Here is a 21,469-nt window from a genome sequence, read left to right on the forward strand (position 1 = left end):
TCTACGCGGCTTCAGGCAATCAGGAGAGTGCCGTTTCTCGCTTCAGCAGCTGCTGCTTGCGCTCGACACCCCAGCGATAGCCGCTGATGTCGCCGTCGCGGCGCACTACCCGATGACAAGGGATGGCCACGGCGATGTGATTGGCAGCGCAGGCCATGGCCACCGCGCGCACTGCCTTGGGCGCGCCGATGCGCTCGGCGATGTCGGTGTAACTGACCCGGGTGCCTGCCGGCACCTCGCGCAGGGCCTGCCACACCCGCTCCTGGAACGCTGTGCCCTGCACATCCAGCGGCAAGGCCAGGCCCAGCGCCGGGGCCTCGACGAAACCCACCACTTCGGCAACCCGTTGCTCGTAGCCGCTGTCGCCGCCAATCAGGCGGGCTTTGGGGAACTGGTCTTGCAGTTCTTGCAGCAGGGCTTCGGGGTCGTCGCCCAGCAGAATGGCGCAAATACCCTTCTCGCTCTGGGCCACCAGAATCGCGCCCAACGAACACTGGCCTACAGCAAAGTGGATGGTTGCCCCTGTGCCACCGGAGCGGTACTGCCGGGGTCGCATGCCCAGCCGCTGGTCGGCGCTTTCGTAAAAACGGCTGTTGGAGTTGTAGCCAGCGTCGTAGATGGCGTCGGTGACTGAGCGCTGGCCGTCATCCAGGTGCGCACGCAAGCGCCGGGCGCGAAAGGCGGTGGCGTAGGCCTTGGGGGTAACACCGGTTTCAGCCTTGAACAGGCGGTGCAGGTGGAAGGGGCTCACGGCCAGCTGGGCGCTGAGCTGGTCGAGGCTAGGCGCAGGGTCGCTGGTTTCGATAAGGCGGCACGCACGGGTGACCAGTTGGCTATGGCGGGTGGTGCTGGCCTTGGCGATACAGCGTTTACAGGCACGGTAACCGGCCGCTTCGGCGGCAACGGGGGTGTCGAAGAATTCGACGTTGCTGCGCTTGGCCATCCGCGATTTGCAGCCGGGGTGGCAGTAGACGCCGGTGGTGCGCACGGCGTAGACGAAGTGGCCGGTGGCGGTGGTGTCGCGGGACTCTACGGCTTGCCAGCGCTGGTCAGGGGTGGTGTAACGGGTCATGGGTCAGCATCCAGATAAGTTGTCGCCTGTACTGGCCTATTCGCGGGCACGCCCGCTCCCACAGAGATTGCACAATGTCCGCGCCCTGTGGAGTACCTGTGGGAGCGGGCTTGCCCGCGAATAGGCCGGTACAGGCAATGCAAGTGCCTCAGGCCCGCCACAGGTACCAGGCCGCCACCGTGCGGTAAGGCCGCCAGCCGCCACCCAGCGAGCGCATCTGCGCCGGGGTCGGCGCCTTGTCCAGCCCCTTCAGCCGCCGATACCCTTCGCGCACGCCAAAGTCGTCCACCGGCAGAATGTCCGAGCGCTCCAGGCAATAGATCAACAGCATCTCCACCGTCCACCGCCCTACCCCGCGCAAGGCTACCAGGCGCTCGATCAAGGCTTCATCGGCCATGGCCAAAGCCTCTTCCCGCGTTGGCACCCTACCCTCCAGCCGCGCCTGGGCAATGCCCTGCACCGTGGCCAGCTTGCTTGCCGAGAAACCACAGGCACGCAGGGACTCCGGGCTGGCTGCCAACAACTGCTCCGGCGACGGAAATTCAGCCTGTGGGAACAGCGCCAGCAAGCGACCAAGGATCGCCTCGGCGGCACGGGCATGCAGTTGCTGATAGGCAATGGCCCTGACCAACGCCTCGTAAGGCTCACGCCCCGGCGTGGCCTGGTGCAGGCAGGGCCCAACGGCAGCAATGTGCCGCGACCAGTCCGGATCCAGCGCGGCTAGGTAATCGGTAGCCTCGCGGTAGGCCTGTGGCGAAAGGTCGGCAAGAATCATGGCGGCTCCATCACGTTTATTGCAGGTGCAGCTTAGCGCAGCCGTTCATCGGACAAACGCCGGTTCTTGCGCGGCTAATTCCTGGCATACCATTGCCCGACGCCGGTGTACCCGCATAGAATTGAGAAATATTCGCAATCGCACACTACACGGAACCGGGCCTTCGCCAAGATGCAGATCAACGACACGCTCAAGCCGACCGAGGTCGCTCTGCTGTATCAGGCCCACCATGGCTGGCTCCGTGGCTGGTTGCGCAACCGCGTCGGCTGCAGCGAACAAGCCGCCGACCTGGCCCAGGATACCTTTGTGCGGGTGTTGCGGGCCCGCCAGGTGTCGCCGCTGAAAGAGCCGCGCGCCTACCTTAGCAGCATCGCCCGTGGCTTGATGATTGACCAGTTCCGCCGTGGTGCGCTGGAGCGGGCCTACCAGGAAAGCCTTGCCCACCTGCCCGAAGCCGAGGTGCCCAGCGAAGAGCACCGGCTGGTCATTCTTGATGCACTGGACCGTCTTGACCGTGCCCTTCACCAGTTGAAACCACGTGCACGCCAAGCGTTTCTGCTGGCCCAACTGGACGGTTTGAGCATTGTGCAGATCGCCCAGCAGCTGGATGTGTCCCGCGCCACCATCGAGCGCGACCTGGCCAAGGCGTTGGGCGCCTGCTACCGGTTGCGCTATGCCGACGCCTGACATCACGCCGGCGCAGGCGCAGGTCGACCAGGCCATCGACTGGCTGGTAAAACTGCGCTTTGACCGCCCCAGCGCGCGTACCGAGCAACAATTCCAGCAGTGGCTGGCCAGCCACCCACACAACCCGCTGGCCTGGCAACGTGTCAGCCACCTCAGCGACGAAATGGCCGGGCTGCCCAGGGACCTCAGCCGGCGCACCCTGGCCGGCAGCCAGCGCCAACAGGTCAGCCGCCGCGACCACCTCAAACTGCTGGGCGTTCTGGCCATTGGCGGCAGCCTGGGCTGGGCCGCGCGCGAGCCATTGGGCCTGCCGCAGTTGCTGGCCGACAGCAGCACCGCCACCGGTGAACGGCGCCAGTGGCAAGGCAGTGACGGCAGCCGTATCCAGCTCAACACCGCCAGCGCCATCGATCTGCACTACAGTGCCGAGCAACGCCAACTGGAGCTGCTACAGGGCGAAGTCAGCCTGGACAGCAACCCGAATGACAACCGCCCCTTCCGCATCAACACCCGCGTCGGCCCGCTGACCACCCTGGGCAGCCAACTGTTGCTGCGCGAAAACAATCAGGGGCTGCTGCTGTCAGTGCGTCGTGGCGAAGTAACACTGTTCCCCTCCTCTGCCGGTGCGCGGCTGATAGAGCAAGGCGAAACCCTGCAGGTCGCGGCAAACGGCAGTGTCCAGGCGGTGACTTTGCACAGCGACCCCTGGGGTTGGACCGACGGTGTGCTCAGCGTACAGCAGATGCCATTGGCCGAGTTTGTCGCCGAACTCGCCCGCTACCGCCCGGGCCTGTTGCGCTGCGCCCCTGAGGTAGCGAACCTGAAGGTGTCGGGCACCTTCCAATTGGCCGACACCGGGCAGATCCTGCAATTGCTCACGCGCAGCCTGCCCGTGCGGGTCGATTACAGGACGCGCTATTGGGTAAACATCGGCGCAGCCTGAAGCGCGATCACTCCGCTACCGCACGCATCCGCCCCGCACGCCGGTACGACTGGCGGGCAAAGCACACGAACAGCCCTGCCATCAACGCCAGGGCCATGGGCAGGCCGTGCGGCGCAACATCCATCGCCGCGCCACTTAGCAGCGGCCCGATCAGGCTGCCCACACCCCACAGCAACCCCACGCTGGCGTTGGCAGTAACCAGGTCCTGGCCCTTGAAGCGCTGCCCGATCAGCACCAGCGCCAAGGTATAGATACCGCCGGCCACCGCGCCCAGCACCACCAGTAGCGGCCACAGCAGCCAGGTCATGTTCAGCAGCCAAGGCAGGCCGATGCCAATCGCCATCGCCACCAGCCCGCACACCAGGTGCAGCCCGGTGCGCTCAACCCGGTCGGCCAACCAGCCCAGCGGCAACTGGAACAGCATGTCGCCGGCAAACACTACGGTCACCATCAGCGCGGCCACGCCCACGGCAAAACCATGGCTGGTGGCATACACCGGCAGCAGCGACAGCACCACGGCATCGAAGAACGAGAAGAACAGCACCGCCACGCACAACGCCGGCGCCACACGGAAGAACCCGGCCAGGCCGAAGCTCTTCTCCCCCTCTTCATGCTCGACATGGTCGTTGGGTACGGTCAGCACGATGCACAGCAGCGCCAGGCCATAGCAGGCAGTGACCACCCCGGTGATCCACGGGCTGTCAGCCCCCAGCACCGCCAGCATGGCCGGGCCAAGCACCTGGAAGCCGGTGAAACTGGTGGCATACAGGGCCATGATCTTGCCGCGGTTGTGCTCCGGGCACAGTTCGTTGACCCACGACTCGCCGAGGATGATGGCGATGCCCATGCCAAGCCCCAGGCCCAGGCGCAGCAGCGCCAGCAGCCACAGCGAGCCGAACGCCGACTCGAGCAAGGCAATGCTGACCGTGCACAGGCTGAAGCACAGCAAGTAGATGGTACGCCGGGTGAGGTGACGGCAGCAGGCATCGACCAGAAACGCCGAGAGCATCATGCCTGCGGCCGGGATGGCCGAAATGATGCCGATTTCCAGGGTGCCGGCCCCGGCCTCATGCAGGCGCAACGAAACCAGCGGCAGGCTGGCCCCCAGGCTGAAACCCACGACCGAAACGGCGAACAACAGGCCCGCCAGCAAACGCATGTTCATGTACCACTCCTTGCAAACCGAAAAGACGTGCAGACACAGGCGCGCACGCCGGGGTGGCGAGCGACGCAAAAGCGCAGATCAGTTCAGGCGAGGTGTGGCGAGAAGGTAAAGGCGAACAGCACGCTGCGACGGCGCTTGAGCACCGTGTCGCTCGGCCACGCACGGCGCAGGGCCTGGAGGGCAGGCTGGCGGGCGTGTGGGAGGGACTGGGTACGGCGCATTGCGTTGGCTACTTTGTGGGCGGTTGAAAAAGAGGCGGCACTCTAGGCCAACGGTGATCAGGTCGTCAATTGTCGGGGCTGCAAGGCAGCCCCGGCTTTATCAGCGCTTGCCGGTACTCGGCAAGAACACCGCCAACAACCCGAACAACGGCAGGAACGAGCACACCCCATACACATATTCGATGCCACGCAGGTCTGCCACATACCCCAGCAGCGCCGCGCCGATGCCGCCAAAACCGAACATCAGCCCGAAGAAGATCCCGGCGATCATGCCCACACTGCCCGGTACCAGCTCTTGCGCATACACAACGATCGCGGAGAACGCCGAAGCCAGGATAAAGCCGATTACCACGCTCAGCACGGTGGTCCAGAACAGGTCGGCATACGGCAACGCCAAGGTGAACGGCGTCACCCCCAGGATCGAGAACCAGATTACCGCCTTGCGCCCGATGCGGTCACCGATCGGCCCACCAAAGAAGGTACCCGCCGCCACCGCCCCCAGGAACAGGAACAGGTGCAACTGCGAGCTGGCCACCGACACATCAAACTTCTCGATCAGGTAGAAGGTGAAGTAGCTGGTGAAGCTGGCCATGTAGAAGTACTTGGAGAACACCAGCAGGCCCAGCACGATCAGCGCCGCGATGACCCGATTGCGCGAGATGCCATGGGTGGCCTGCACCGCCTTGCGCGCCTTCGCCTGGTTGAGGTGTTCCTTGTACCAGCCACGCAGCATCAGGGTGACGCCCAGGAAGAACAGCGCGGCCAGGCCGAACCAGGCTACGTGGGTCTGGCCGAACGGGATGACGATGGCCGCCGCCAGCAACGGGCCCAGGGCCGAGCCGGTATTGCCGCCCACCTGAAACGTGGACTGTGCAAGGCCGAAGCGCCCGCCCGAGGCCAGGCGTGCAATGCGCGAGGTTTCCGGGTGGAACGTCGACGAGCCGATCCCCACCAGCGCCGAGGCCAGCAAGATCATCGGGAAGCTGCCCACAAAGGCAAGCATCACGATGCCCACCAGCGTGCACACGGTGCCCATCGGCAACAGGTTCGGTGTGGGCCGGCGGTCGGTAAAGAAGCCGACCCAAGGTTGCAGCAGCGACGCGGTGATCTGGAACGTCAGGGTGATCAGGCCGATCTGCGCAAAGCTCAAGTTGTAATTGGCCTTGAGCATCGGGTAGATCGCCGGCAGCACCGACTGGATCAGGTCGTTGATCAGGTGCGCCAGGGCACAGAAACCAATAATACGCATCACCAGCGGCGTGGCTTGGTTTGCCGTTGCGCTGGTGGTTGCGGTGGAGGCACTACTGATGGCCATTTGCCTAAATCTCCGTGCTCAGGTTTGGGATCCGATTATCAGGAAACAAATAGATACATAGCTACCTTTTTTATCCCTCTGTCGCGACGTACTTGAAAATGGTTCTCAATATAATTAGCATCCTTGACTCAAACCCCTGTCATCGTTGGGCGAAACGGCCCCTATCGTGAGCAGACCGACCCCATGAGCCCGATGCCCGCCATGCAGTTGCAGCCAGACCCACAGCAGGAAGCGCTGGAGTGGTTTTCGCTATTGCGCCAACCCGGCTGTGACGAAGCCCAGCGCCAGGCATTCGCGGCCTGGTGCCAGGTACCAGAAAACGCTCACGCCTATGCCGAGCTGGAGACCTTCTGGCAGCAACTGCAACCACCACCCGCGCGCCCGCGCCCACGGCAAGTCACCGTGCGCCGCAGCCACCTGGGCAAATGGCTGGCACTTGTGTTCCTGCTCGTGTTGGGCGCTGCAGCCTACCTGTACTGGCCGCTGATGCAGCGCCTGGCCAGCGAGCTGCACACCGACGTGGGCGAGCGCCGCAGCACCCGCCTGGCAGATGGCACCACGCTGAACATGGACAGCGCCAGCGCCATGAACGTCGACCTGCGTGGCCGCACCCGCCAGTTGCACCTGGTGCAGGGCCAGGTGTTTCTGGAAGTGGTGCTAGACGGGCGGGCCATGGAAGTGGACGTGGGCAACGCACGTATCCAGGTGTTCGGCACCCGTCTGCAGGTCGCCCGCCATGCAGGTCATGATGAACTGGTGGTACTCAGTGGCAAGGCCATGGTCACCCAAGGGGGTGATCAGCGCATGGTCTCTGCAGGTGAGCGGGTCACCTTTGATGACACGCGTATCGACCCGGTACAGAAGGCTGACCTGAAAACCGCCGACAGCTGGCGCAACGGTCGCCTGAAAGCCATCGACATGCCATTGGGGCAAGTGCTGGAACGCCTTGCCGGCTACCAAGGGCAGCGCGTGTGGATGATGGATGATCAAATGGCCCATCGGCGGATAAGCGGTGATTTCAACCTCGATCAGCCTGAGCAAAGCCTGCAATCCCTGGCTGCGGCCCAGCATCTGCAGTTGCAGGGCGTGCTCGGGCACTGGCTTGTGGTGCGCTGAAACCGCGCCCGGCCGCTAAGTTTTTGAAAGCGTGCAAATTTTTTTTGAAATGAGTGTTGACAGGGGGGCCGTTCAAGAGAATAATGCGCGCCATCGGCTACATAGCTCAGTTGGTTAGAGCATAGCATTCATAATGCTGGGGTCCGGGGTTCAAGTCCCTGTGTAGCCACCAAACAAGACGAAGGGCTTACCGCAAGGTAAGCCCTTTTTCTTTGCCTGCGATAAATCCAGAAGATACTGCGCCCCTGTAGGAGCGGCCTTGCGTCGCGACAGGGCCGCAAAGCGGCCCCGGCAATTCATGCATGATGCAGAAATTCTGGGGCCGCTCTGCGGCCCTATCGCGACACAAGGCCGCTCCTACAAGGACCGCACGAAGGCCGGGATCAGAACTCCCACTTCGAACTCAGCATGAAGTTGCGCGGCTCGCCATACGACGCACTGTTGAAGTTGTCATCGAATGAGCTGAAGTACTTCTTGTCGAACAGGTTGTTCACGGTGGCAGTCGCCGACCACTGCCGGGTGAACTGGTAGCGGGCCATCAGGCCAACCGTGGCATAGTCCCCTTGCTTGATCTTCACAGGGTTACTGACCTGCCACGGTGTGGCGGTAAAGTGCATGCCGCTCTGCCAATTCACACCACCGCCAAGGGTCAGCCGCTCCAGGTCACCGGTCAGCTGGTAAGTGGTCCACAGCTTGAACATGTCCATCGGGATGGTGGTCTTGACCCGCTCACCGTCGTTGTCCTTTACCCTGGAATGGGTATAGCTGGCTGCCAGGTTCCAGCCCGGCGCCAGCTCCCCGATCAGCTCCATGTCGATACCGCGGGTGGTGGTCTTTTCCGCACGATAAGCGGTAATCAGGCCATCGCTGCCGGCCACGGTCCCGTCGGCGACGGCATCATTGTCCAGCTTGACTTCATACAGCGCAATGGCGGTGTTCAATCGCCCACCAAAGTACTCGCTCTTCAGGCCGACTTCGTAGTTGTCACCTTCGCGCGGCTCCAGCAACTTCCCGGCCTGGCTACGATAAGGCTGCGGCTTGAAGATGCTGGTATAGCTGGCATAAACCGAGTGCACATCGTTCAGGTCGTAGACCACGCCAGCATAGGGTGTCACTTCACCAGTGGCCTTGACCGAGTCGTCAGTGTCGTAGGGTTGCAGGCTGGCGACGTGGTAGTGGAACAGGGCGTCGTACTGGTAGTTGCTGACCCGTGCACCCAGAATTACCGACAGGTCATCCGTCGGTTTGAGGCGCGTGGCCAGGTAGGCGCCGGTCTGGCGCTGGTCGATATCGTCGTCCTCACGGTTGAAGTTGTAGGACGGCGTCGGGCCTTGGTTATCCCAGGTCCAGATGTTCACCGGCACACCGCTGACACCATTGTTGCTACTGCCGTTGGCCAGCAAGTTGCCAAAGCCGTTGCGGCGGTTCTCGTAGCTTTGGTAATTGAAGCCCATCACCAACTCGTGTTCACGCCCCAGCAACTGGAACGGGCCACTGAGCATCAGATCGACACCGCGCTGCTTCTGCGTGTTGTCACCCTTGGTGGCGGTGTAGCGCAAGCCATCGCCCGTGGCCGGGTTGACCACGCCTGTGGTGGTACCAACGATGACCGAGTCGTAGTCTCGGGTGCCGTACAGGTAATTGGCGGCGAGCTTGAGTGACCAGCCTTCGCCCAACCGCTGCTCAAGCGAGGTGAAGGTGTTCACCGACTCCTGATGGTTGCTGCTATCGCGGCTGGCACCGTTGTACGAGCGCGGCATGCGGTACTGGAAACCACGCCCCGAGCCATCGGTGGCCACAACCGGCAAGCCGGTGGTGGAGAAACCACGCGGGTCGCTGTCCAGGTACTCCACGCCCAGGGTAAACAGCGTGTCCGGCGACAGGTCCATCTCGCTGACGCCGTACACGATAGTCTTCTGTTGCTGCAGGTGGTCGGTGAAACTGTTGCCCTGCTGGTACGCCGCTACTGCACGGCCGCGCACGGCACCGTTGTCGGTCAACGGGCCGGACACATCCACTTCAGTGCGGTACAGGTCCCAGGAACCCAGCCCACCACTGATGTAGCCCCTGAAATGGTCCGTGGGTTTCTTGCGCACCAGGTTTACCGTGCCGGACGGGTCGCCCGCCCCCGTCAACAAGCCGGTAGCCCCCCGCACCACTTCGACCCGGTCGTAGATCGCCATGTCCGAAAGCGCCTGGGGCAGCGCCTGGCTGAATGCGAACGTGGTGGTGGGCATGCCGTCGTACTGGTAGCTGTCGATCGCCAGGCCGCGCGAGAACACATACAGGCGATCACTGCCCGGGCTCTGCACATTGACCCCCGGCGTTTGCTCAAGTACCTGCCCGATGCTGCGCAGGTTCTGGTCTTCCATCCGCTGGCGGGTCATTACACTGACCGACTGCGGCGTCTCGCGCAGGCTGAGGTTGAGCTTGGTAGCAGCGTTGGTGATACCCGTGGTATACGAACCCGTGCCCTCGGTAGTGCTGCCCAGCAACTGGCTGTTGATGGTGGTCGCGCCCAGTTCCAACGCCCCTTCATTGCCCGGCACGCTGACCAGCACGAAGCCGTCGTCACTCCCCTGCGCCTGCATGCCCTGCCCGCCCAGCAGCATGGCGAAGCCTTCATTCACACCATAACTGCCCTGTAAGCCCGCACTATGCCGCCCAGCCACTTGTGTGGCGTCGAACGAAATCGCCACGCCTGCTTGCCGTGCGAAGCTGCTGAGCACATCACCCAAGGCGCCGGCCGGGATGTCATAGCGCTGAACCTGCTGCTGGGCCAGCGCCAGCGGTGCCAGCAGCAGCGGCAGGCTGCCCAGCCCCAGGTGAAGACCTAATGCCAGTGCATTGCGAGGCGTGAAAGGAATGCGCGCGCGCAGTGTAGAAAGCATGTTCCCGATACTCCGTTATGTTGGCTTACGACAAGGACGCACGGAAATCGGGAACTGGAAGCAGGTGGGAATCTTTTTTATCTGAGCTCGGATTCGGGCAGGTAGCGCACCCGCGTGATCCAGGGCGTGTAGTGATCGATGCCCAGCGGCAGGCTGCGTGCCAACAGGCGCAATGCACGCTCGCTATCGTCGGCCGGCAACACGGCGGTCACGCGGATGTTTGCCAGGGCCTTGCGGTCGAACAGCAGGTAGCCCGAATGATTACGACCCAGCTGTTCGAGCACTTCGACCAACGGCCGCTCACGCACCACCAGCTGGTGTCGCGCCCAGGCCTGCTCCACACTCCTGCCGTCGATGGCCTGCACCTCGCCTGGCCCCGTCGCGTCGAAGTACAGTTCCTGGCCTGCCGACACCACCCGCCGCTGGCCATGGCTGTCGACTTCAGTGCTGGACTCGACCATTGCCAGGCGCGAACCTTCGGCCAGTTGCTCCACCACAAAGCGTGTGCCCAATGCCCGCACACTGCCATGCTCGGTCACCACCTTGAACGGGCGCCCGGCGTCCTTGGCCACATCCACCAGGATTTCCCCGCGCAGCAGGTGAACCGTGCGCGTACGCTCATCGAAGTCCAGGTCGACGGCGGACCCACCGTCCAGCCGCAGCAGGCTGCCATCGGGCAACTGCCGCGTGGCCCATTCGCCGCTGCCGGTGCGGATATCGGCCAGCAGGTACACCGGCCCCTGCTGCACGAGCATCCCTAATGGCAGGGCCAGCACGGCAGCCAGCGCGAGCGCCTTCAGGGCGTGGGCCGAACGCCGCTGTTGCTTGAGCGCCCGCAGCGCGCTGCAAGCCGGGGCCTGCTTGAGTAACTGCAAGGGCGCCAAGGTTTCCTGCATGCGCTGGAAGGCGTCCAGGTGTTCGCTGTCCTGCGCCAACCAGGCACGAAACGCTTCACGGTCGCGGCCGCTGGGCTGGTCGTCCAGGCGTACCAGCCATTCGGCGGCTTCATGGAGGACTTCCGGGCTCACAGGCAAGCCTCGGCAGCGGCGTGGCATGCCAGCAGCGCCTGCACCAGGTAGCCCTGCACGCTTTTGGTGGACACTTGCAGGTGCTCGGCGATTTCGCTGTGGCTCAGCCCCTCGAGGTGGCGCAGCACAAACGCCTGGCGTACCCGCGGCTGCATGCGCGATAAGGCACGGTCGATCTGCTCCAGGGCTTGTACGGCGGCGTGAACCTGCTCGGGGGAAGGCGCTTGCTCCATCTGCTGCACATGCAATGCCAACGCTTCGCGATAGGCCTGCTCCAGCTTGTGCCGACGGCCGCGGTCGATCAGCAGGCGCCGCGCCACCGTGGCCAGCAAGGCCCGTGGCTCGCGGGGGGCAACGTAGCTGCCAGCACTGAGTAAGCGGACGAACGTGTCCTGAGCCATGTCTGCCGCGTGCTGCGGGCAGTTCAGGCGTTGGCGCAACCACACCAGCAACCAACTGTGATAGCCCTTGTATAAAGCGTCCAGGCTGTCGGCAACGGCGGCTGGAGTTGTTTTCATCGCGAGGCTTCGCAAATGGGAATTATTCTATTCTAAATGGCCATCACCCCGTCATGCAATCGACACTTCACCGTATCCCGCTTACCGCTACCGCAAGGCCAAGCCCGATCAGCGCCAGGCCGATGGCACGGTCCACCAGCAATTGCCGTTCGATCATGGCCTTGCGCAATGCAGTACTGGAGAAAAACACTGCCACCAGGCTGAACCACAGCCAATGGGCAAAGGACATGAACGCGCCATAGGCGAAATCCAGCGCCAGCGGGCTGCCAGGCTGGACTACCTGGGTGAAGGCACTGATGACAAACAGCATGGTCTTGGGGTTGAGGGCATTGGTCAGAAAGCCCGTGCGCAGGGCCTGCAGCACACCTGCAGCCGAGGGGCCAACCCCGTCAAGGCTGATACGCCGGGTATTGGTCAGTGACTGGTAGCCCAGATAGATCAGGTAGCCAGCACCCAGTACTTTCATGGTGAGGAACAATGGCGGGTTCTGACTGATGATCACGGCAATGCCCAGGACCGTGTACAGCACATGCACCTGCACCCCCAGCGCAATACCCACAGCAGCGGCGAGACCGGCCTTGCGGCCCTGTGCATAACTGCTGCGGGTGACCATGGCGAAATCGGCACCCGGGCTGATGACGGCGAGCAGGGTGAACAGGGCGACGGCGATGAGTTCGGACATGGGGTGGGTCTCGATAGGCGATGGAAATGCACAGACCAGTGGATTATCTAGCGCTTATGGGTGGGGAAAAATCGATTTATAGTGAGGGATATCTGATAGTTTTTCTCACAGAGGTATAGCGCCTGTGCTGGCCTCTTCGCGGGCACGCCCGCTCCCACAGGGATCTCGGCAAACCTGAGAAAAGCGCACTACCTGTGGGAGCGGGCGTGCCCGCGAAGAGGCCGGCACAGGTTAAAAGGGATGCCATGAAACTGCCGCCACTCAACGCCTTCCGCTACTTCGACATCGCCGCCCAGACCGAAAGCTTCGTGCGCGCCGCCGAGCACCTGCACGTCACCCACGGCGCTGTCAGCCGCCAGGTACGCCTGCTCGAAGAGCACCTCGGCGTGGCGCTATTCGAACGCCGCAACCGGGCCATTTTCCTCACCCCTGCCGGCCGTGCCCTGCAAGGCACCACCCAGGCGATTTTCGAACAGCTCGAAGGCGCCGTGCAGCGCCTGCAGGATCAGGCCCGCGACAATGTACTGGTGCTCTCCTGCGAGCCAACCATCGCCATGCGCTGGCTGATCCCGCGCCTACCCCGCTTCCACGCCGACCACCCCGACCTGCAACTGCACCTGGTGGCCGCCGGTGGCCCGCTGGACTTCGCCCGCAGTGGTGTCGACCTGGCAATCCGCCGCGACGACTTCCACTGGGGCAACCAGTTGTACAACCAGAAGATCTGTGACGAATGGATCGGCCCGGTATGCAGCCCCAACGCCGCCACCCAACTGCAAGGCCAGCGCCTGCTGCACAGCGCCACCCGCCCCGCCGCCTGGCCCACCTGGCTGCGCCTGAGCGGCCAGCAGGTGCGGCACTGCGAACGCAGCGACTACGAGCACTTCTACCTGTCGATCCAGGCCGCCAGCGCCGGCCTGGGGCTGGCCATGGCCTCAGCCCTGATGGTGCGTGACGAACTGGACAGCGGCCAGTTGCAGGCACCGTTCGGTTTTGTGCGCGATGGCTCGGCCTACCACCTGCTTAGCCCACACACCCTTGAAGATGACGGCAAGCGCCAGCGCTTCGCCGAATGGGTCACGGGCGAATGCCAGCGTTGCCTGGCTCACTTGGGCTTGATGCAGAACGACGACCCGGCACTGCCATCGCCGCCCCAGGTTCGATAGCCGGCGGTGTCCACATGGATGCGCCCGGACGGGTAGCGCCCCAGGCCCATGCTCCAGGCCTGCCCATACTGCTGCCAGAAGCGGCACAGCGGGTTGGGGTCGGCCCAGGCCGGCAGCAGTATATCGACGGCGAACGCGCGGGTATGGGCACTGTTGGCAGCACCACCTGCGCAGGTATTCAGGCGTGGGTTGCGGTAGGCCGAGACCACTTCAAACTGGCGCAGGATACCTTGCTCATCAAGCGCCTTGATCAGCGAGAGGGTCGATCGTACCGCCGGCCAGTTGCTGGTGGGTGGCACGGCAAAGGGAGACGCCTGGCACAGCTTCCAGTCCGATGCCGAGCGCAATAACTGGTGGATAGGCACTACGCCGTATAGGCGGGCATCCACCAGCATTTCACGGAAGGGCCGGGTTTGATGGTCGCCTGCCCATTGGGCGAACATCCACAGGTCGCGTTCATCGGCGTTAACCATACTGCTTAACGCCAAACCTATTGTCAGCAACCAACTCTTGGCACCGTTCATGTCAGCTCTCCTTTCCAACGTGATCGACGCTGATGTTTCACGCCATTTCATGCGCAACTCCAGGAAATACTATTCCCCGCTATTCATCACCCATGACCCGCCATTGTCAGCCATCATTGCCCTGCAACTGTTCGCCGGATCGTGCTACCCGTTGACCCACTCAGCTACGGTGGCATAATCTCATTTACTACTCAGCCTCGTACGCGATGATTAGGTTCGTCGGCTGTTGGGGTGAAAAAACCGGCCTAGTGCCGGTTTTTTCGTTTTCAGGGAACGTAGCCCTTGCGTACCGCCTGTTTTGTAGACGGCTACAACGTGTTTTATGGCCTCGTGGCAGGCACTAAATACAAGTGGCTGGACCTACCAGCCTTACTGAAGCACATCATTCGCATCGAACAACCTGATAGCGAATTGAAAGCCATCAGCTTTTTCACCTCAGGTGTAAAACCGTCGCTTGCCAGCCGCGGAAACCTGTCCAAGGAAGCGCAGGACACCTATCTTCGGGCCTTGATCGCGAAGGGAGTAAACGTGCATTACGGAAGGCATCAACTTGAGCCGCGCAATGCGCCTCGCTTCGTGAGCAAAGAAACGCCGCCCTCCAGGCTCGATCAGGTCCCCATCTGGAAATTGGAAGAAAAGGAAACTGATGTAAACATTGCCATCAGCATGTATCGGCTCGCAGCCCGGCAAGCTCGACTTCCTGCAGCTGAGCGAATCCGGCAACTGGTCCTGGTTTCTGCCGACACCGACCTGACACCTGCCTTGAGGGCTATCAGGGAAGATTTCCCGGACCTGCGACTGGGTGTCATCCTTCCACATCGTGAGGGTATGAAGCGAACACTGCCCGGATCACTCCGAAACAACGCCCACTGGATGCGCCGAGTAGTCACCGAGGACGAGCTTGGTTCCAATCAGTTTCCCGATCGGGTGCCTACCCAGAAAAAACCGGCAGTCAAACCAGAGTATTGGTGATCGGGAGAGCCGCCCCAGTACTTGCCCCTTGAAGGTTTAATCCTCGAGCAGGGTGCAGGCCATGACCAAGGCGTCTTCGCGACCACCAGCAACCGGATAATAGTCGCGGCGGCGGCCGATTTCGTTGAAACCGTAGCGCTCGTACAAACGATAGGCCGACTGGTTGCTGGCGCGTACCTCCAGGAAGCACTCGCGGCCATTCAACTGGTAAGCCCGGGCCATCAGGTGTTCCAGCAGGCGCAGGCCCAGGCCACGGCCCTGGTTTTCAGGCTTGACGGTGATGTTGAGCAGGTGAGCCTCATCGATGATCACGTTGATCACCCCATGGCCAACCTGCTGCTGGCCGTCGAACATCAGCCAGACTTCGTACGACTTGAGCGCATCCTGAAAAATCCCGCGGGTCCAGGGGTGACTGAACGCGGCATATTCGATCTTAAGTACGGCATCCAGATCCGCCTCGGTCATCGGGCGGAAACTGATCGATTCACTCATTCAACGCTCTTCCAGCGCGCCATCAGCTGGCGCATGGCTTTCCAGACGTCCGCCTTGCGCTGCGGCTCGTCCATCAACAGTTCAAGGCCCGGCAACGCCCAGGCATCGCCCAGGCCGTCGAGCTTCAGGGTTTGGTACCAGGCGTCGGCCTCGGCATTGGCGGCAAAGCGCAGTGCCGGCAGGCCGATAAGCCACAGGCAGGTGCACGGGGCGTCCTCAAGGCGCGCCTGGACAAAGCCTTGAACAAAGTCGCGCGCGGCTTCGGGCCCTTGGTCCATGTTGCCGCGCACCAGCAGCGGCCAGCGCACCGGCTCGCCGATGATCTGCGGGGCGTCGGGCAGGCCCGCGGCGCGCAGCATGTCCTTGAGCAACAGGTAGGACGGATCGCGGCTCTGGAACGGCTGGCCGGTGGCCAGCTCGACCAGCAGCAGGCAGCTGCCGGCGCGCAGCAACTGCAACGCGAAACGCGGCGGCGGCACGGGGACCGGACGTGGCGGTGCGGGTTGCGCCTCGGCCTCGACGGGCTTTGCGGCCGGCTTGGGCGCACTGCCCGGGCGCGGGATCTCGATTTTCGGCCTTTCACCGGAACGGGCCTGGGGCGTAACAGGCGCGTCGTTTGTAGCCTGCGCCGGCCTGACCTCGAAATCGATGTCTTCGACCGGTGCCACCGGTAACAACAGCTCGGGCCGCGACGGTGCGGCGAACGGCAGTTCGGCGCGCGGCAGCCAGTGCACCACTTGCATGGCGGAAAGGAAGGCGCGGCGACGGGGTTCGGTGAGCAAGGTGCGGGGTTCCGAGGGGGTGGAGGCAATTGCGCATTCTAACGCTGTTGGCATTCGAGTGCCGCAACTGGTCGGCGGTTTTTTGTTGCCTGTACCGGCCTCTTCGCGGGCACGCCCGCTCCCACAGGTACTGCACACACCTCAGGCTTTGTGCAGTACCTGTGGGAGCGGGCGTGCCCGCGAAGAGGCCAGTGAATATCCATAAAGAAGAAAAGGTCATCCCCATTACAGACCAAGGGGTGAAAACCTCCCCCCCGGATGCAGTACAATCGCCCCCTTTTTCTTGGCAACGAGTCGAAGCCAATGATCGAACCCAAGCGCGTCCTGCGCGCCCTAGCCGAACACTGGGCCCTGATCGAGCCGCTGTGCGAGCGTTTCGACCAGGGCACCCTGAGCCTGGTCGAGTTGCGCCAGCACGTGGGCCGCCAGCAGCTCGAAAGCACCCCGCAGGACATCACCCAGCTACTCGACGTGTGGATCCGCCTGGACATCCTGGTCCCGGTCGCCAAGAGCCCGAACCGCTTCGAGCTCAACGCGCAGATCCACGACTTCCTCGCCTACCTGCGCCGCGAACACCGGCTGGGCCTGTGCCTGGAGATCGAAGCCTACCTGCGTCACCTGGAGCGCCTTGCCGGCCACATCCAGGACGCCTTCGACAACCGCGACAGCGACGACCTGGCGCGCCAACTGCGCCTGCTCGACATGCGCGTGCGCGATGTGCTTAAAAAACTCGACAATGACGAGCAGGCACTGGTGGCCGTGGCTGAACGCGCCAAGACCAGCAACCGCCAGATCCCGCTGCGCCAGCGTTACGCCGAAGTGCTGGCCACCTGGGACGAATACGTCGAGCCGATGATCCAGCTGGTGAACGCCGACGGCGCCTTCGAACAAGGCGTGCGCAAGGTCGAGACCGTGCTGCTGAAGCTGCTGGGCGAACAGGCCCGCCTGGGCCACCTGGTCGACGACGACATGCTGCTGCGTACCCACGCGCGCATCCTGGAAATGCAGACCAGCGCTCAGCTCACCCTGCGCCACGCCCGCGAACTGCTGTTGCCGCTGCGTGAAGAAGCCCGCCGTCACAACGCCGTGACCCGTGGCGCCGCACTGGCCCTGTCGGTGATCCGGCGCAAGGGCATCGATGCCGTGCCGCAAGCGGCCATGCCAATGTTCACCCGCCCGCAAAGCACCTTCCTTGGCAGCGCCAGCCAGGTCGAGGCCTATGTTTACGCCCTGGCGCGCTTCGAGCCCAAGCCGGCGCGTTTCCCCAAGGCCCACAAGCCCCAGTCCGGCGCCCTGCCCCGCGCACCGCGCACGGTCAAGGAAATGGCCGAGCGCTGCGAACAGGCCCTGCCGCTGCCCGACCTGATGGTCTGGCTGCTGGAGCAGGAACCCGAAGGCGCCACCGACGAGCTGCTGTACTGGTTCTCGCGCCTGTCGCGGGAAAAGCGCTTCAAGCGCGAACGCCTCGACCGCCGCGAGTACACCACCCAGGAACACCTGGTCAGCCTGCGCTCGTTCGCCCTGACTTCCAGCCGCGAAGACGCCACCAGCGCGCCTACCGAATCCAACGCGAGCCCAGCCCATGCATCTTGATCTTTCCGAACTGTCCCAGCTCGCGCCGATCTTCCGCGAGCTGTTCAAAGGCTTCCACGTCAGCCGCCGCGACCCCGAGCTGTACGCCCAGCTGTCGAACTTCCAGGACCAGTACCGCACCTTGTTCAAAGCCCTGGGCTTCGAGCTGGTGTGCGACACCCGCGGGTTCTACTACTTCGTGCCGGACATGACCGCCGCGCAAGTGAACAAGACCGCGCAGCGCCTGTCGCTGTTCACCTTCATCCTGGTCGAGCACCTGGCCGACCAGGGCCGCGACCCGATGGCCGTGCTCGACGGCGGCAGTATCGGCCGTGACGAGCTGCCCTCGCTGCTGGACAAGTACCGCGACCTGTTCCTGCAGGCCGAAGTGCAGACCGTGGACGAGCTGGAAGAAAAAATCCTGCGCCGCATGACCCAGCTCGGCTTTGCCCATGAAGAAGGCGGCATCTACCGCTTCCTTCCGCCGATGCACCGCTTCCTCGATGTGTGCCTGTCCGTGCAACAAGACCGCGACCTGGCTGCCACCCTGCACAGCGACCTGCCGCTGCCCACCCCGGTACTGGTCGAGGAAGAAAGCCCCGAAGAACTCAACCGCACCGACGACCCGCTCGACCTCAGCCCGTTCGACGGCGAGGAAAGCGAAGAGGACGCCCTGGCCCGGGCCATCCGCGAAGAGCAACAGGAGATTGACGCATGAGCCAGGAACGCTACGGCATTCGCCGCTTTGCATTGCTCAACACCGCCGGCTACAGCCTGGGCTTGTTCCCGCTGGAGCACCCGCTGTCGGTCTACGGTGCCAACAACCTGGGTAAATCGGCGTCGATCAACGCCTTGCAGTTCCCGATCCTGGCACGCATGTCGGACATGAGCTTCGGCAAGTACAGCCTCGAGCAGTCGCGCCGCTTCTACTTTGCCAGCGACACCTCGTACATTCTCTGCGAACTTAGCCTGCCCCACGGCCCGCACGTGATCGGCGTAGTCGGCCGCGGCCCGGGTGGCGGTTTCGGCCACCAGTTCTTCGCCTACAAGGGCGAACTGGACCTGGCCCACTACCAGAAGAACGACACCTGCCTGCGCCAGAAAGAGTTGTTCACCAACCTTGAGCGCCTGGGGATCAAGGCCTACGAGCTGAAGCCGGACGAACTGCGCCGCCTGCTGGTTGGCGGCCACACTTCGGTGCCGCTGGACCTGACCATGATCCCGCTGCGCTCCACCAGCGAGCAAAGCCTTAAAACCTTCCGCGCGCTGTTCATCAACCTGCTGCACATGCGCGAAATCACCGCCGCCAAGCTCAAGCAGCTGTTCCTCGACGCGTTCGAGCACAGCCTGCGTTCGGGCAGCGTCGACTACATTGCCGCGTGCGAGGAAGCCTTCCGCGACGTGCGCCGCATGGAGCAGGACTACAATGCCCTGGTTGCCGCCGGCCCGCTGGTCGAGGCCTTGGCCGGTGGAGTGGCCCAGCGCGACATCCTGCGCGGCAAGCTGCACCGCATTTCGCCCGTGCTCGACACCCTGCTGGGCACCTGGCAGGAATACGCCATGGCGCGCAAGGAAGAGCTGGTCATCCAGTCCGAGCACTACCGTGGCGAACAGGACCGCTTGCAGAACGACCAGCGCGGCGGCACCCAAGAGCTGATGCGCCTGGAGCGCGAAATTACCGGCATCCAGCGTTGGCTGGGTGAATTGTCGGTGCTCAAGCACCGCTTTGCCCTGGTCGATGACGTCAAGGTACTGGAGCAGCAACTGCTGGCAGCCAAGGATGCCCACGACGAACTGGCCGGTGCCCTGGCCCAGTCGCGGCAGTTCAGCGCCGAAGACCTGGACGAGCGCGTCCGCGACCTGGAAAAGCGCCTGAAGCAGGTCAAGCAGCAGCTGGACCACGCCGACAACAACAGCTATGCCCGCCTGCGCGAAGAGTTCTCGCAGCAGGATGTCGATCGCCTGATGCGCCTGTTCAACGGTGCGCTGTTCAGCTTGCCGCTGGGCGACCGCGGCATCGAGCTGGACGACAGCGACGTGTGGGTAAAATCGCTGGAAGCGGTACTCGACGGCTTCAAGGGCGAGCGCTTCGAGGCCCCGGGCCTGTCCATCGACCTCACCCACATCGACCCGCCGGCCCTACAGGCCCTGGCCGATCGCGCCGCCCTGCGCGACCAGAAAGAGCGCCTGGAAAAAGAGCTGAAGCAGCTCAAGACCCAGCAGGCCGTGACCGCCGACCGCACCGCCTCAAAGGCGCAGACCGAGACCCTGTACCAACAGGTGCTGGACGCGCAAAAGGCGCTGGAAGACTTCCGCCGCAGCGAGACCTTGAGCGCCGAAGAGCCGGAAAAACTCGAGCAGCTGTCGCAGCTGGAGGCCGCCCAGGACGAACTCAAGCGTTCCAGTGATGCCTTCACCGAGCGTGTCCAGCAGCTGTCGGCCAAGCTGCAACTGGTTGGCCGGCAAATCGGCGACCTCGAGTCCAAGCAGCGCACCCTGGAAGACGCCCTGCGCCGCCGCCAGCTGCTGCCGGCCGACCTGCCCTACGGCACGCCGTTCATGGAAGCCATCGACGACTCGATGGACAACCTGCTGCCGCTGCTCAACGACTACCAGGACAGCTGGCAGGGCCTGCAGCGGGTGGATAACCAGATCGAGGCGCTGTACGCCCAGGTGCGCCTGAAAGGCGTGGCCAAGTTCGACAGCGAAGACGACATGGAACGCCGCCTGCAACTGCTGGTGAACGCCTATGCACACCGCACCGAAGAAGCCCTGACCCTGGCCAAGGCACGCCGCGCAGCGGTCACCGACATCGCCCGTACCCTGCGCAACATTCGCAGTGACTACGACAGCCTCGAACACCAGCTGGCCCTGTTCAACCGCGAAATCAACAAGCGCCAGGTCTCCAACCTGGAAAGCTTCCGCGTCGTGCTGGCGCCGAACAAGGAAGCGCTCAAGCACATCGACCAGATCATCCACAGTGCCGGCCAGTACGAAGAAGGCGAAACCCTGTCGGTGTTCGACCTGACCCAGAGCGCCGAGCAGGACAACAAGAACGAAGAGGCCAAGGAGTACCTGGCCCGCCTGGTAGCGGCCAACCACAACCAGCTGGGCCTGAAGGACCTGTTCGAGCTGGCGTTCGAGATCACCAAGGTCAACGGCCAGCCGATCATCCACGCCGACATCGACGGCGCTGCGTCCAACGGCACCACCATGACCATCAAGGCGCTGACCAACATGTACCTGTTGCTGCACCTGATGGACCGCGACCTGGCCGGGCGCATTCGCTTGCCTTACTACCTGGATGAGGCGGCGGACATCGACGAACGCAACCAGGCCGCACTGCTGGAGACCAGCTTGCAGCTGGGCTTCGTACCGATTCTGGCGAGCGTGAAGCCACAGGTCTCGGCGCACGTGGCGATCGACCTGGAAGGGGGTAGCGGGCCGAATGGCATCTACATCGATGAGGCGGACTGGAAGTTCATCAGCCGGCTGGATGTGGTGAAGGCGGTTGTGCGTGAGGATCAGACCGAAGAGTTGGCCTGAGGAAT

At 63.3% G+C, this 21,469-nt stretch carries 21 protein-coding genes and 1 tRNA gene; 10 read left to right on the top strand and 12 right to left on the bottom strand.

Annotated elements, in window-relative coordinates; translation table 11 throughout:
- Nucleotides 1–19: 19 nt before the first annotated feature.
- Both ada and ACQKPZ_RS19400 read right to left on the bottom strand, forming a co-directional pair.
- The gene (ada, locus tag ACQKPZ_RS19395) at nucleotides 20–1,072 is read right to left on the bottom strand and encodes a bifunctional DNA-binding transcriptional regulator/O6-methylguanine-DNA methyltransferase Ada (protein WP_427541182.1); all 1,053 of its coding nucleotides are present in this window, start codon (nucleotides 1,070–1,072) and stop codon (nucleotides 20–22) included.
- A gap of 148 nt (nucleotides 1,073–1,220) precedes the next feature.
- Nucleotides 1,221–1,847, bottom strand: coding sequence for a DNA-3-methyladenine glycosylase family protein (locus tag ACQKPZ_RS19400; RefSeq protein WP_427541185.1), 627 nt, complete (start codon nucleotides 1,845–1,847; stop codon nucleotides 1,221–1,223).
- A 171-nt stretch (nucleotides 1,848–2,018) separates the two neighbouring features.
- On the opposite strand from ACQKPZ_RS19400, the gene ACQKPZ_RS19405 reads away from it, so the two are divergent.
- The gene (locus tag ACQKPZ_RS19405) at nucleotides 2,019–2,534 is read left to right on the top strand and encodes a sigma-70 family RNA polymerase sigma factor (RefSeq protein WP_427541188.1); all 516 of its coding nucleotides are present in this window, start codon (nucleotides 2,019–2,021) and stop codon (nucleotides 2,532–2,534) included.
- Nucleotides 2,521–3,477, top strand: a complete 957-nt coding sequence (locus ACQKPZ_RS19410) for a FecR domain-containing protein (RefSeq protein WP_427541191.1) — start codon at nucleotides 2,521–2,523, stop codon at nucleotides 3,475–3,477. The genes ACQKPZ_RS19405 and ACQKPZ_RS19410 overlap by 14 nt, the downstream gene beginning before the upstream one ends.
- 7 nt (nucleotides 3,478–3,484) lie before the next feature.
- Here ACQKPZ_RS19410 and ACQKPZ_RS19415 read toward each other — a convergent pair whose 3' ends face one another.
- The 3 genes from ACQKPZ_RS19415 to ACQKPZ_RS19425 form a co-directional block, all read right to left on the bottom strand.
- The gene (locus ACQKPZ_RS19415) at nucleotides 3,485–4,642 is read right to left on the bottom strand and encodes an MFS transporter (protein WP_427541194.1); all 1,158 of its coding nucleotides are present in this window, start codon (nucleotides 4,640–4,642) and stop codon (nucleotides 3,485–3,487) included.
- Between the two features lie 83 nt (nucleotides 4,643–4,725).
- Nucleotides 4,726–4,863: a hypothetical protein gene (locus ACQKPZ_RS19420; RefSeq protein WP_019437911.1), complete on the bottom strand. Its 138-nt coding sequence runs from the start codon at nucleotides 4,861–4,863 to the stop codon at nucleotides 4,726–4,728.
- A 100-nt stretch (nucleotides 4,864–4,963) separates the two neighbouring features.
- On the bottom strand, nucleotides 4,964–6,178 hold the full coding sequence (locus ACQKPZ_RS19425) for an MFS transporter (protein ID WP_427541197.1): 1,215 nt from the start codon (nucleotides 6,176–6,178) through the stop codon (nucleotides 4,964–4,966).
- Nucleotides 6,179–6,370: 192 nt separating this feature from the next.
- Between ACQKPZ_RS19425 and ACQKPZ_RS19430 the strand changes: the two genes are divergently transcribed.
- A complete protein-coding gene (locus ACQKPZ_RS19430; RefSeq protein WP_427541259.1) occupies nucleotides 6,371–7,294 on the top strand; it encodes a FecR family protein in 924 nt (307 codons plus the stop codon).
- A 95-nt stretch (nucleotides 7,295–7,389) separates the two neighbouring features.
- Nucleotides 7,390–7,466: transfer RNA gene (locus ACQKPZ_RS19435), tRNA-Met, on the top strand.
- Between the two features lie 211 nt (nucleotides 7,467–7,677).
- Here ACQKPZ_RS19435 and ACQKPZ_RS19440 read toward each other — a convergent pair.
- The 4 genes from ACQKPZ_RS19440 to ACQKPZ_RS19455 form a co-directional block, all read right to left on the bottom strand.
- On the bottom strand, nucleotides 7,678–10,185 hold the full coding sequence (locus ACQKPZ_RS19440; RefSeq protein ID WP_427541200.1) for a TonB-dependent siderophore receptor: 2,508 nt from the start codon (nucleotides 10,183–10,185) through the stop codon (nucleotides 7,678–7,680).
- A gap of 77 nt (nucleotides 10,186–10,262) precedes the next feature.
- Nucleotides 10,263–11,213, bottom strand: a complete 951-nt coding sequence (locus ACQKPZ_RS19445) for a FecR family protein (protein ID WP_427541203.1) — start codon at nucleotides 11,211–11,213, stop codon at nucleotides 10,263–10,265.
- Entirely contained in the window at nucleotides 11,210–11,731 is a 522-nt protein-coding gene (locus ACQKPZ_RS19450; RefSeq protein WP_427541206.1) for a sigma-70 family RNA polymerase sigma factor, read from the bottom strand. The genes ACQKPZ_RS19445 and ACQKPZ_RS19450 overlap by 4 nt, the downstream gene beginning before the upstream one ends.
- A gap of 67 nt (nucleotides 11,732–11,798) precedes the next feature.
- Nucleotides 11,799–12,413 carry a LysE family translocator gene (locus ACQKPZ_RS19455; protein WP_427541209.1) on the bottom strand — a complete coding sequence of 205 codons (615 nt, stop codon included), beginning with the start codon at nucleotides 12,411–12,413 and terminating at the stop codon, nucleotides 11,799–11,801.
- Nucleotides 12,414–12,658: 245 nt separating this feature from the next.
- Here ACQKPZ_RS19455 and ACQKPZ_RS19460 point away from each other — a divergent pair, with 245 nt between their 5' ends.
- Nucleotides 12,659–13,576, top strand: a complete 918-nt coding sequence (locus tag ACQKPZ_RS19460; protein WP_427541212.1) for a LysR substrate-binding domain-containing protein — start codon at nucleotides 12,659–12,661, stop codon at nucleotides 13,574–13,576.
- On the opposite strand, the gene ACQKPZ_RS19465 is transcribed toward ACQKPZ_RS19460, so the two are convergent.
- Nucleotides 13,516–14,100 carry a D-Ala-D-Ala carboxypeptidase family metallohydrolase gene (locus tag ACQKPZ_RS19465; protein ID WP_427541215.1) on the bottom strand — a complete coding sequence of 195 codons (585 nt, stop codon included), beginning with the start codon at nucleotides 14,098–14,100 and terminating at the stop codon, nucleotides 13,516–13,518. The two genes, ACQKPZ_RS19460 and ACQKPZ_RS19465, sit on opposite strands and share 61 nt — an antisense overlap.
- Between ACQKPZ_RS19465 and ACQKPZ_RS19470 the strand changes: the two genes are divergently transcribed.
- On the top strand, nucleotides 14,099–14,278 hold the full coding sequence (locus ACQKPZ_RS19470) for a hypothetical protein (protein WP_427541217.1): 180 nt from the start codon (nucleotides 14,099–14,101) through the stop codon (nucleotides 14,276–14,278). The genes ACQKPZ_RS19465 and ACQKPZ_RS19470 overlap by 2 nt on opposite strands.
- A 104-nt stretch (nucleotides 14,279–14,382) precedes the next feature.
- Nucleotides 14,383–15,072 (top strand): NYN domain-containing protein, encoded by a 690-nt coding sequence (locus ACQKPZ_RS19475; RefSeq protein WP_427541220.1) that lies wholly within the window; start codon nucleotides 14,383–14,385, stop codon nucleotides 15,070–15,072.
- Between the two features lie 36 nt (nucleotides 15,073–15,108).
- Here the strand turns inward: ACQKPZ_RS19475 and rimI are convergent, their stop codons facing one another.
- Both rimI and ACQKPZ_RS19485 read right to left on the bottom strand, forming a co-directional pair.
- The gene (gene rimI / locus ACQKPZ_RS19480; protein ID WP_012316291.1) at nucleotides 15,109–15,564 is read right to left on the bottom strand and encodes a ribosomal protein S18-alanine N-acetyltransferase; all 456 of its coding nucleotides are present in this window, start codon (nucleotides 15,562–15,564) and stop codon (nucleotides 15,109–15,111) included.
- Complete coding sequence (locus tag ACQKPZ_RS19485; protein ID WP_427541223.1) at nucleotides 15,561–16,346, bottom strand: energy transducer TonB; 786 nt, start codon at nucleotides 16,344–16,346, stop codon at nucleotides 15,561–15,563. The genes rimI and ACQKPZ_RS19485 overlap by 4 nt, the downstream gene beginning before the upstream one ends.
- Before the next feature lie 303 nt (nucleotides 16,347–16,649).
- Here ACQKPZ_RS19485 and mksB point away from each other — a divergent pair, with 303 nt between their 5' ends.
- Genes mksB through mksF form a run of 3 tightly spaced genes read left to right on the top strand, consistent with a single transcriptional unit; the run spans nucleotide 16,650 to nucleotide 21,464 of the window.
- On the top strand, nucleotides 16,650–17,939 hold the full coding sequence (gene mksB, locus ACQKPZ_RS19490) for an Mks condensin complex protein MksB (protein ID WP_427541226.1): 1,290 nt from the start codon (nucleotides 16,650–16,652) through the stop codon (nucleotides 17,937–17,939).
- Nucleotides 17,929–18,636: an Mks condensin complex protein MksE gene (mksE, locus tag ACQKPZ_RS19495; RefSeq protein WP_346643362.1), complete on the top strand. Its 708-nt coding sequence runs from the start codon at nucleotides 17,929–17,931 to the stop codon at nucleotides 18,634–18,636. The genes mksB and mksE overlap by 11 nt, the downstream gene beginning before the upstream one ends.
- The gene (gene mksF, locus ACQKPZ_RS19500) at nucleotides 18,633–21,464 is read left to right on the top strand and encodes an Mks condensin complex protein MksF (RefSeq protein WP_427541229.1); all 2,832 of its coding nucleotides are present in this window, start codon (nucleotides 18,633–18,635) and stop codon (nucleotides 21,462–21,464) included. The genes mksE and mksF overlap by 4 nt, the downstream gene beginning before the upstream one ends.
- The last annotated feature ends 5 nt before the right edge of the window (nucleotides 21,465–21,469 follow it).

This window comes from Pseudomonas sp. NPDC089547, assembly GCF_050280665.1.
Lineage (GTDB): Bacteria > Pseudomonadota > Gammaproteobacteria > Pseudomonadales > Pseudomonadaceae > Aquipseudomonas.

Coding starts and splice junctions, on each gene's coding strand:
- ada (WP_427541182.1), bottom strand. CDS start 1,072: ATGACCCGTTACACCACCCCTGACCAGCGCTGGCAAGCCGTAGAGTCC.
- ACQKPZ_RS19400 (WP_427541185.1), bottom strand. CDS start 1,847: ATGATTCTTGCCGACCTTTCGCCACAGGCCTACCGCGAGGCTACCGAT.
- ACQKPZ_RS19405 (WP_427541188.1), top strand. CDS start 2,019: ATGCAGATCAACGACACGCTCAAGCCGACCGAGGTCGCTCTGCTGTAT.
- ACQKPZ_RS19410 (WP_427541191.1), top strand. CDS start 2,521: ATGCCGACGCCTGACATCACGCCGGCGCAGGCGCAGGTCGACCAGGCC.
- ACQKPZ_RS19415 (WP_427541194.1), bottom strand. CDS start 4,642: ATGAACATGCGTTTGCTGGCGGGCCTGTTGTTCGCCGTTTCGGTCGTG.
- ACQKPZ_RS19420 (WP_019437911.1), bottom strand. CDS start 4,863: ATGCGCCGTACCCAGTCCCTCCCACACGCCCGCCAGCCTGCCCTCCAG.
- ACQKPZ_RS19425 (WP_427541197.1), bottom strand. CDS start 6,178: ATGGCCATCAGTAGTGCCTCCACCGCAACCACCAGCGCAACGGCAAAC.
- ACQKPZ_RS19430 (WP_427541259.1), top strand. CDS start 6,371: ATGCCCGCCATGCAGTTGCAGCCAGACCCACAGCAGGAAGCGCTGGAG.
- ACQKPZ_RS19440 (WP_427541200.1), bottom strand. CDS start 10,185: ATGCTTTCTACACTGCGCGCGCGCATTCCTTTCACGCCTCGCAATGCA.
- ACQKPZ_RS19450 (WP_427541206.1), bottom strand. CDS start 11,731: ATGAAAACAACTCCAGCCGCCGTTGCCGACAGCCTGGACGCTTTATAC.
- ACQKPZ_RS19455 (WP_427541209.1), bottom strand. CDS start 12,413: ATGTCCGAACTCATCGCCGTCGCCCTGTTCACCCTGCTCGCCGTCATC.
- ACQKPZ_RS19460 (WP_427541212.1), top strand. CDS start 12,659: ATGAAACTGCCGCCACTCAACGCCTTCCGCTACTTCGACATCGCCGCC.
- ACQKPZ_RS19470 (WP_427541217.1), top strand. CDS start 14,099: ATGTCAGCTCTCCTTTCCAACGTGATCGACGCTGATGTTTCACGCCAT.
- ACQKPZ_RS19465 (WP_427541215.1), bottom strand. CDS start 14,100: ATGAACGGTGCCAAGAGTTGGTTGCTGACAATAGGTTTGGCGTTAAGC.
- rimI (WP_012316291.1), bottom strand. CDS start 15,564: ATGAGTGAATCGATCAGTTTCCGCCCGATGACCGAGGCGGATCTGGAT.
- mksB (WP_427541226.1), top strand. CDS start 16,650: ATGATCGAACCCAAGCGCGTCCTGCGCGCCCTAGCCGAACACTGGGCC.
- mksE (WP_346643362.1), top strand. CDS start 17,929: ATGCATCTTGATCTTTCCGAACTGTCCCAGCTCGCGCCGATCTTCCGC.
- mksF (WP_427541229.1), top strand. CDS start 18,633: ATGAGCCAGGAACGCTACGGCATTCGCCGCTTTGCATTGCTCAACACC.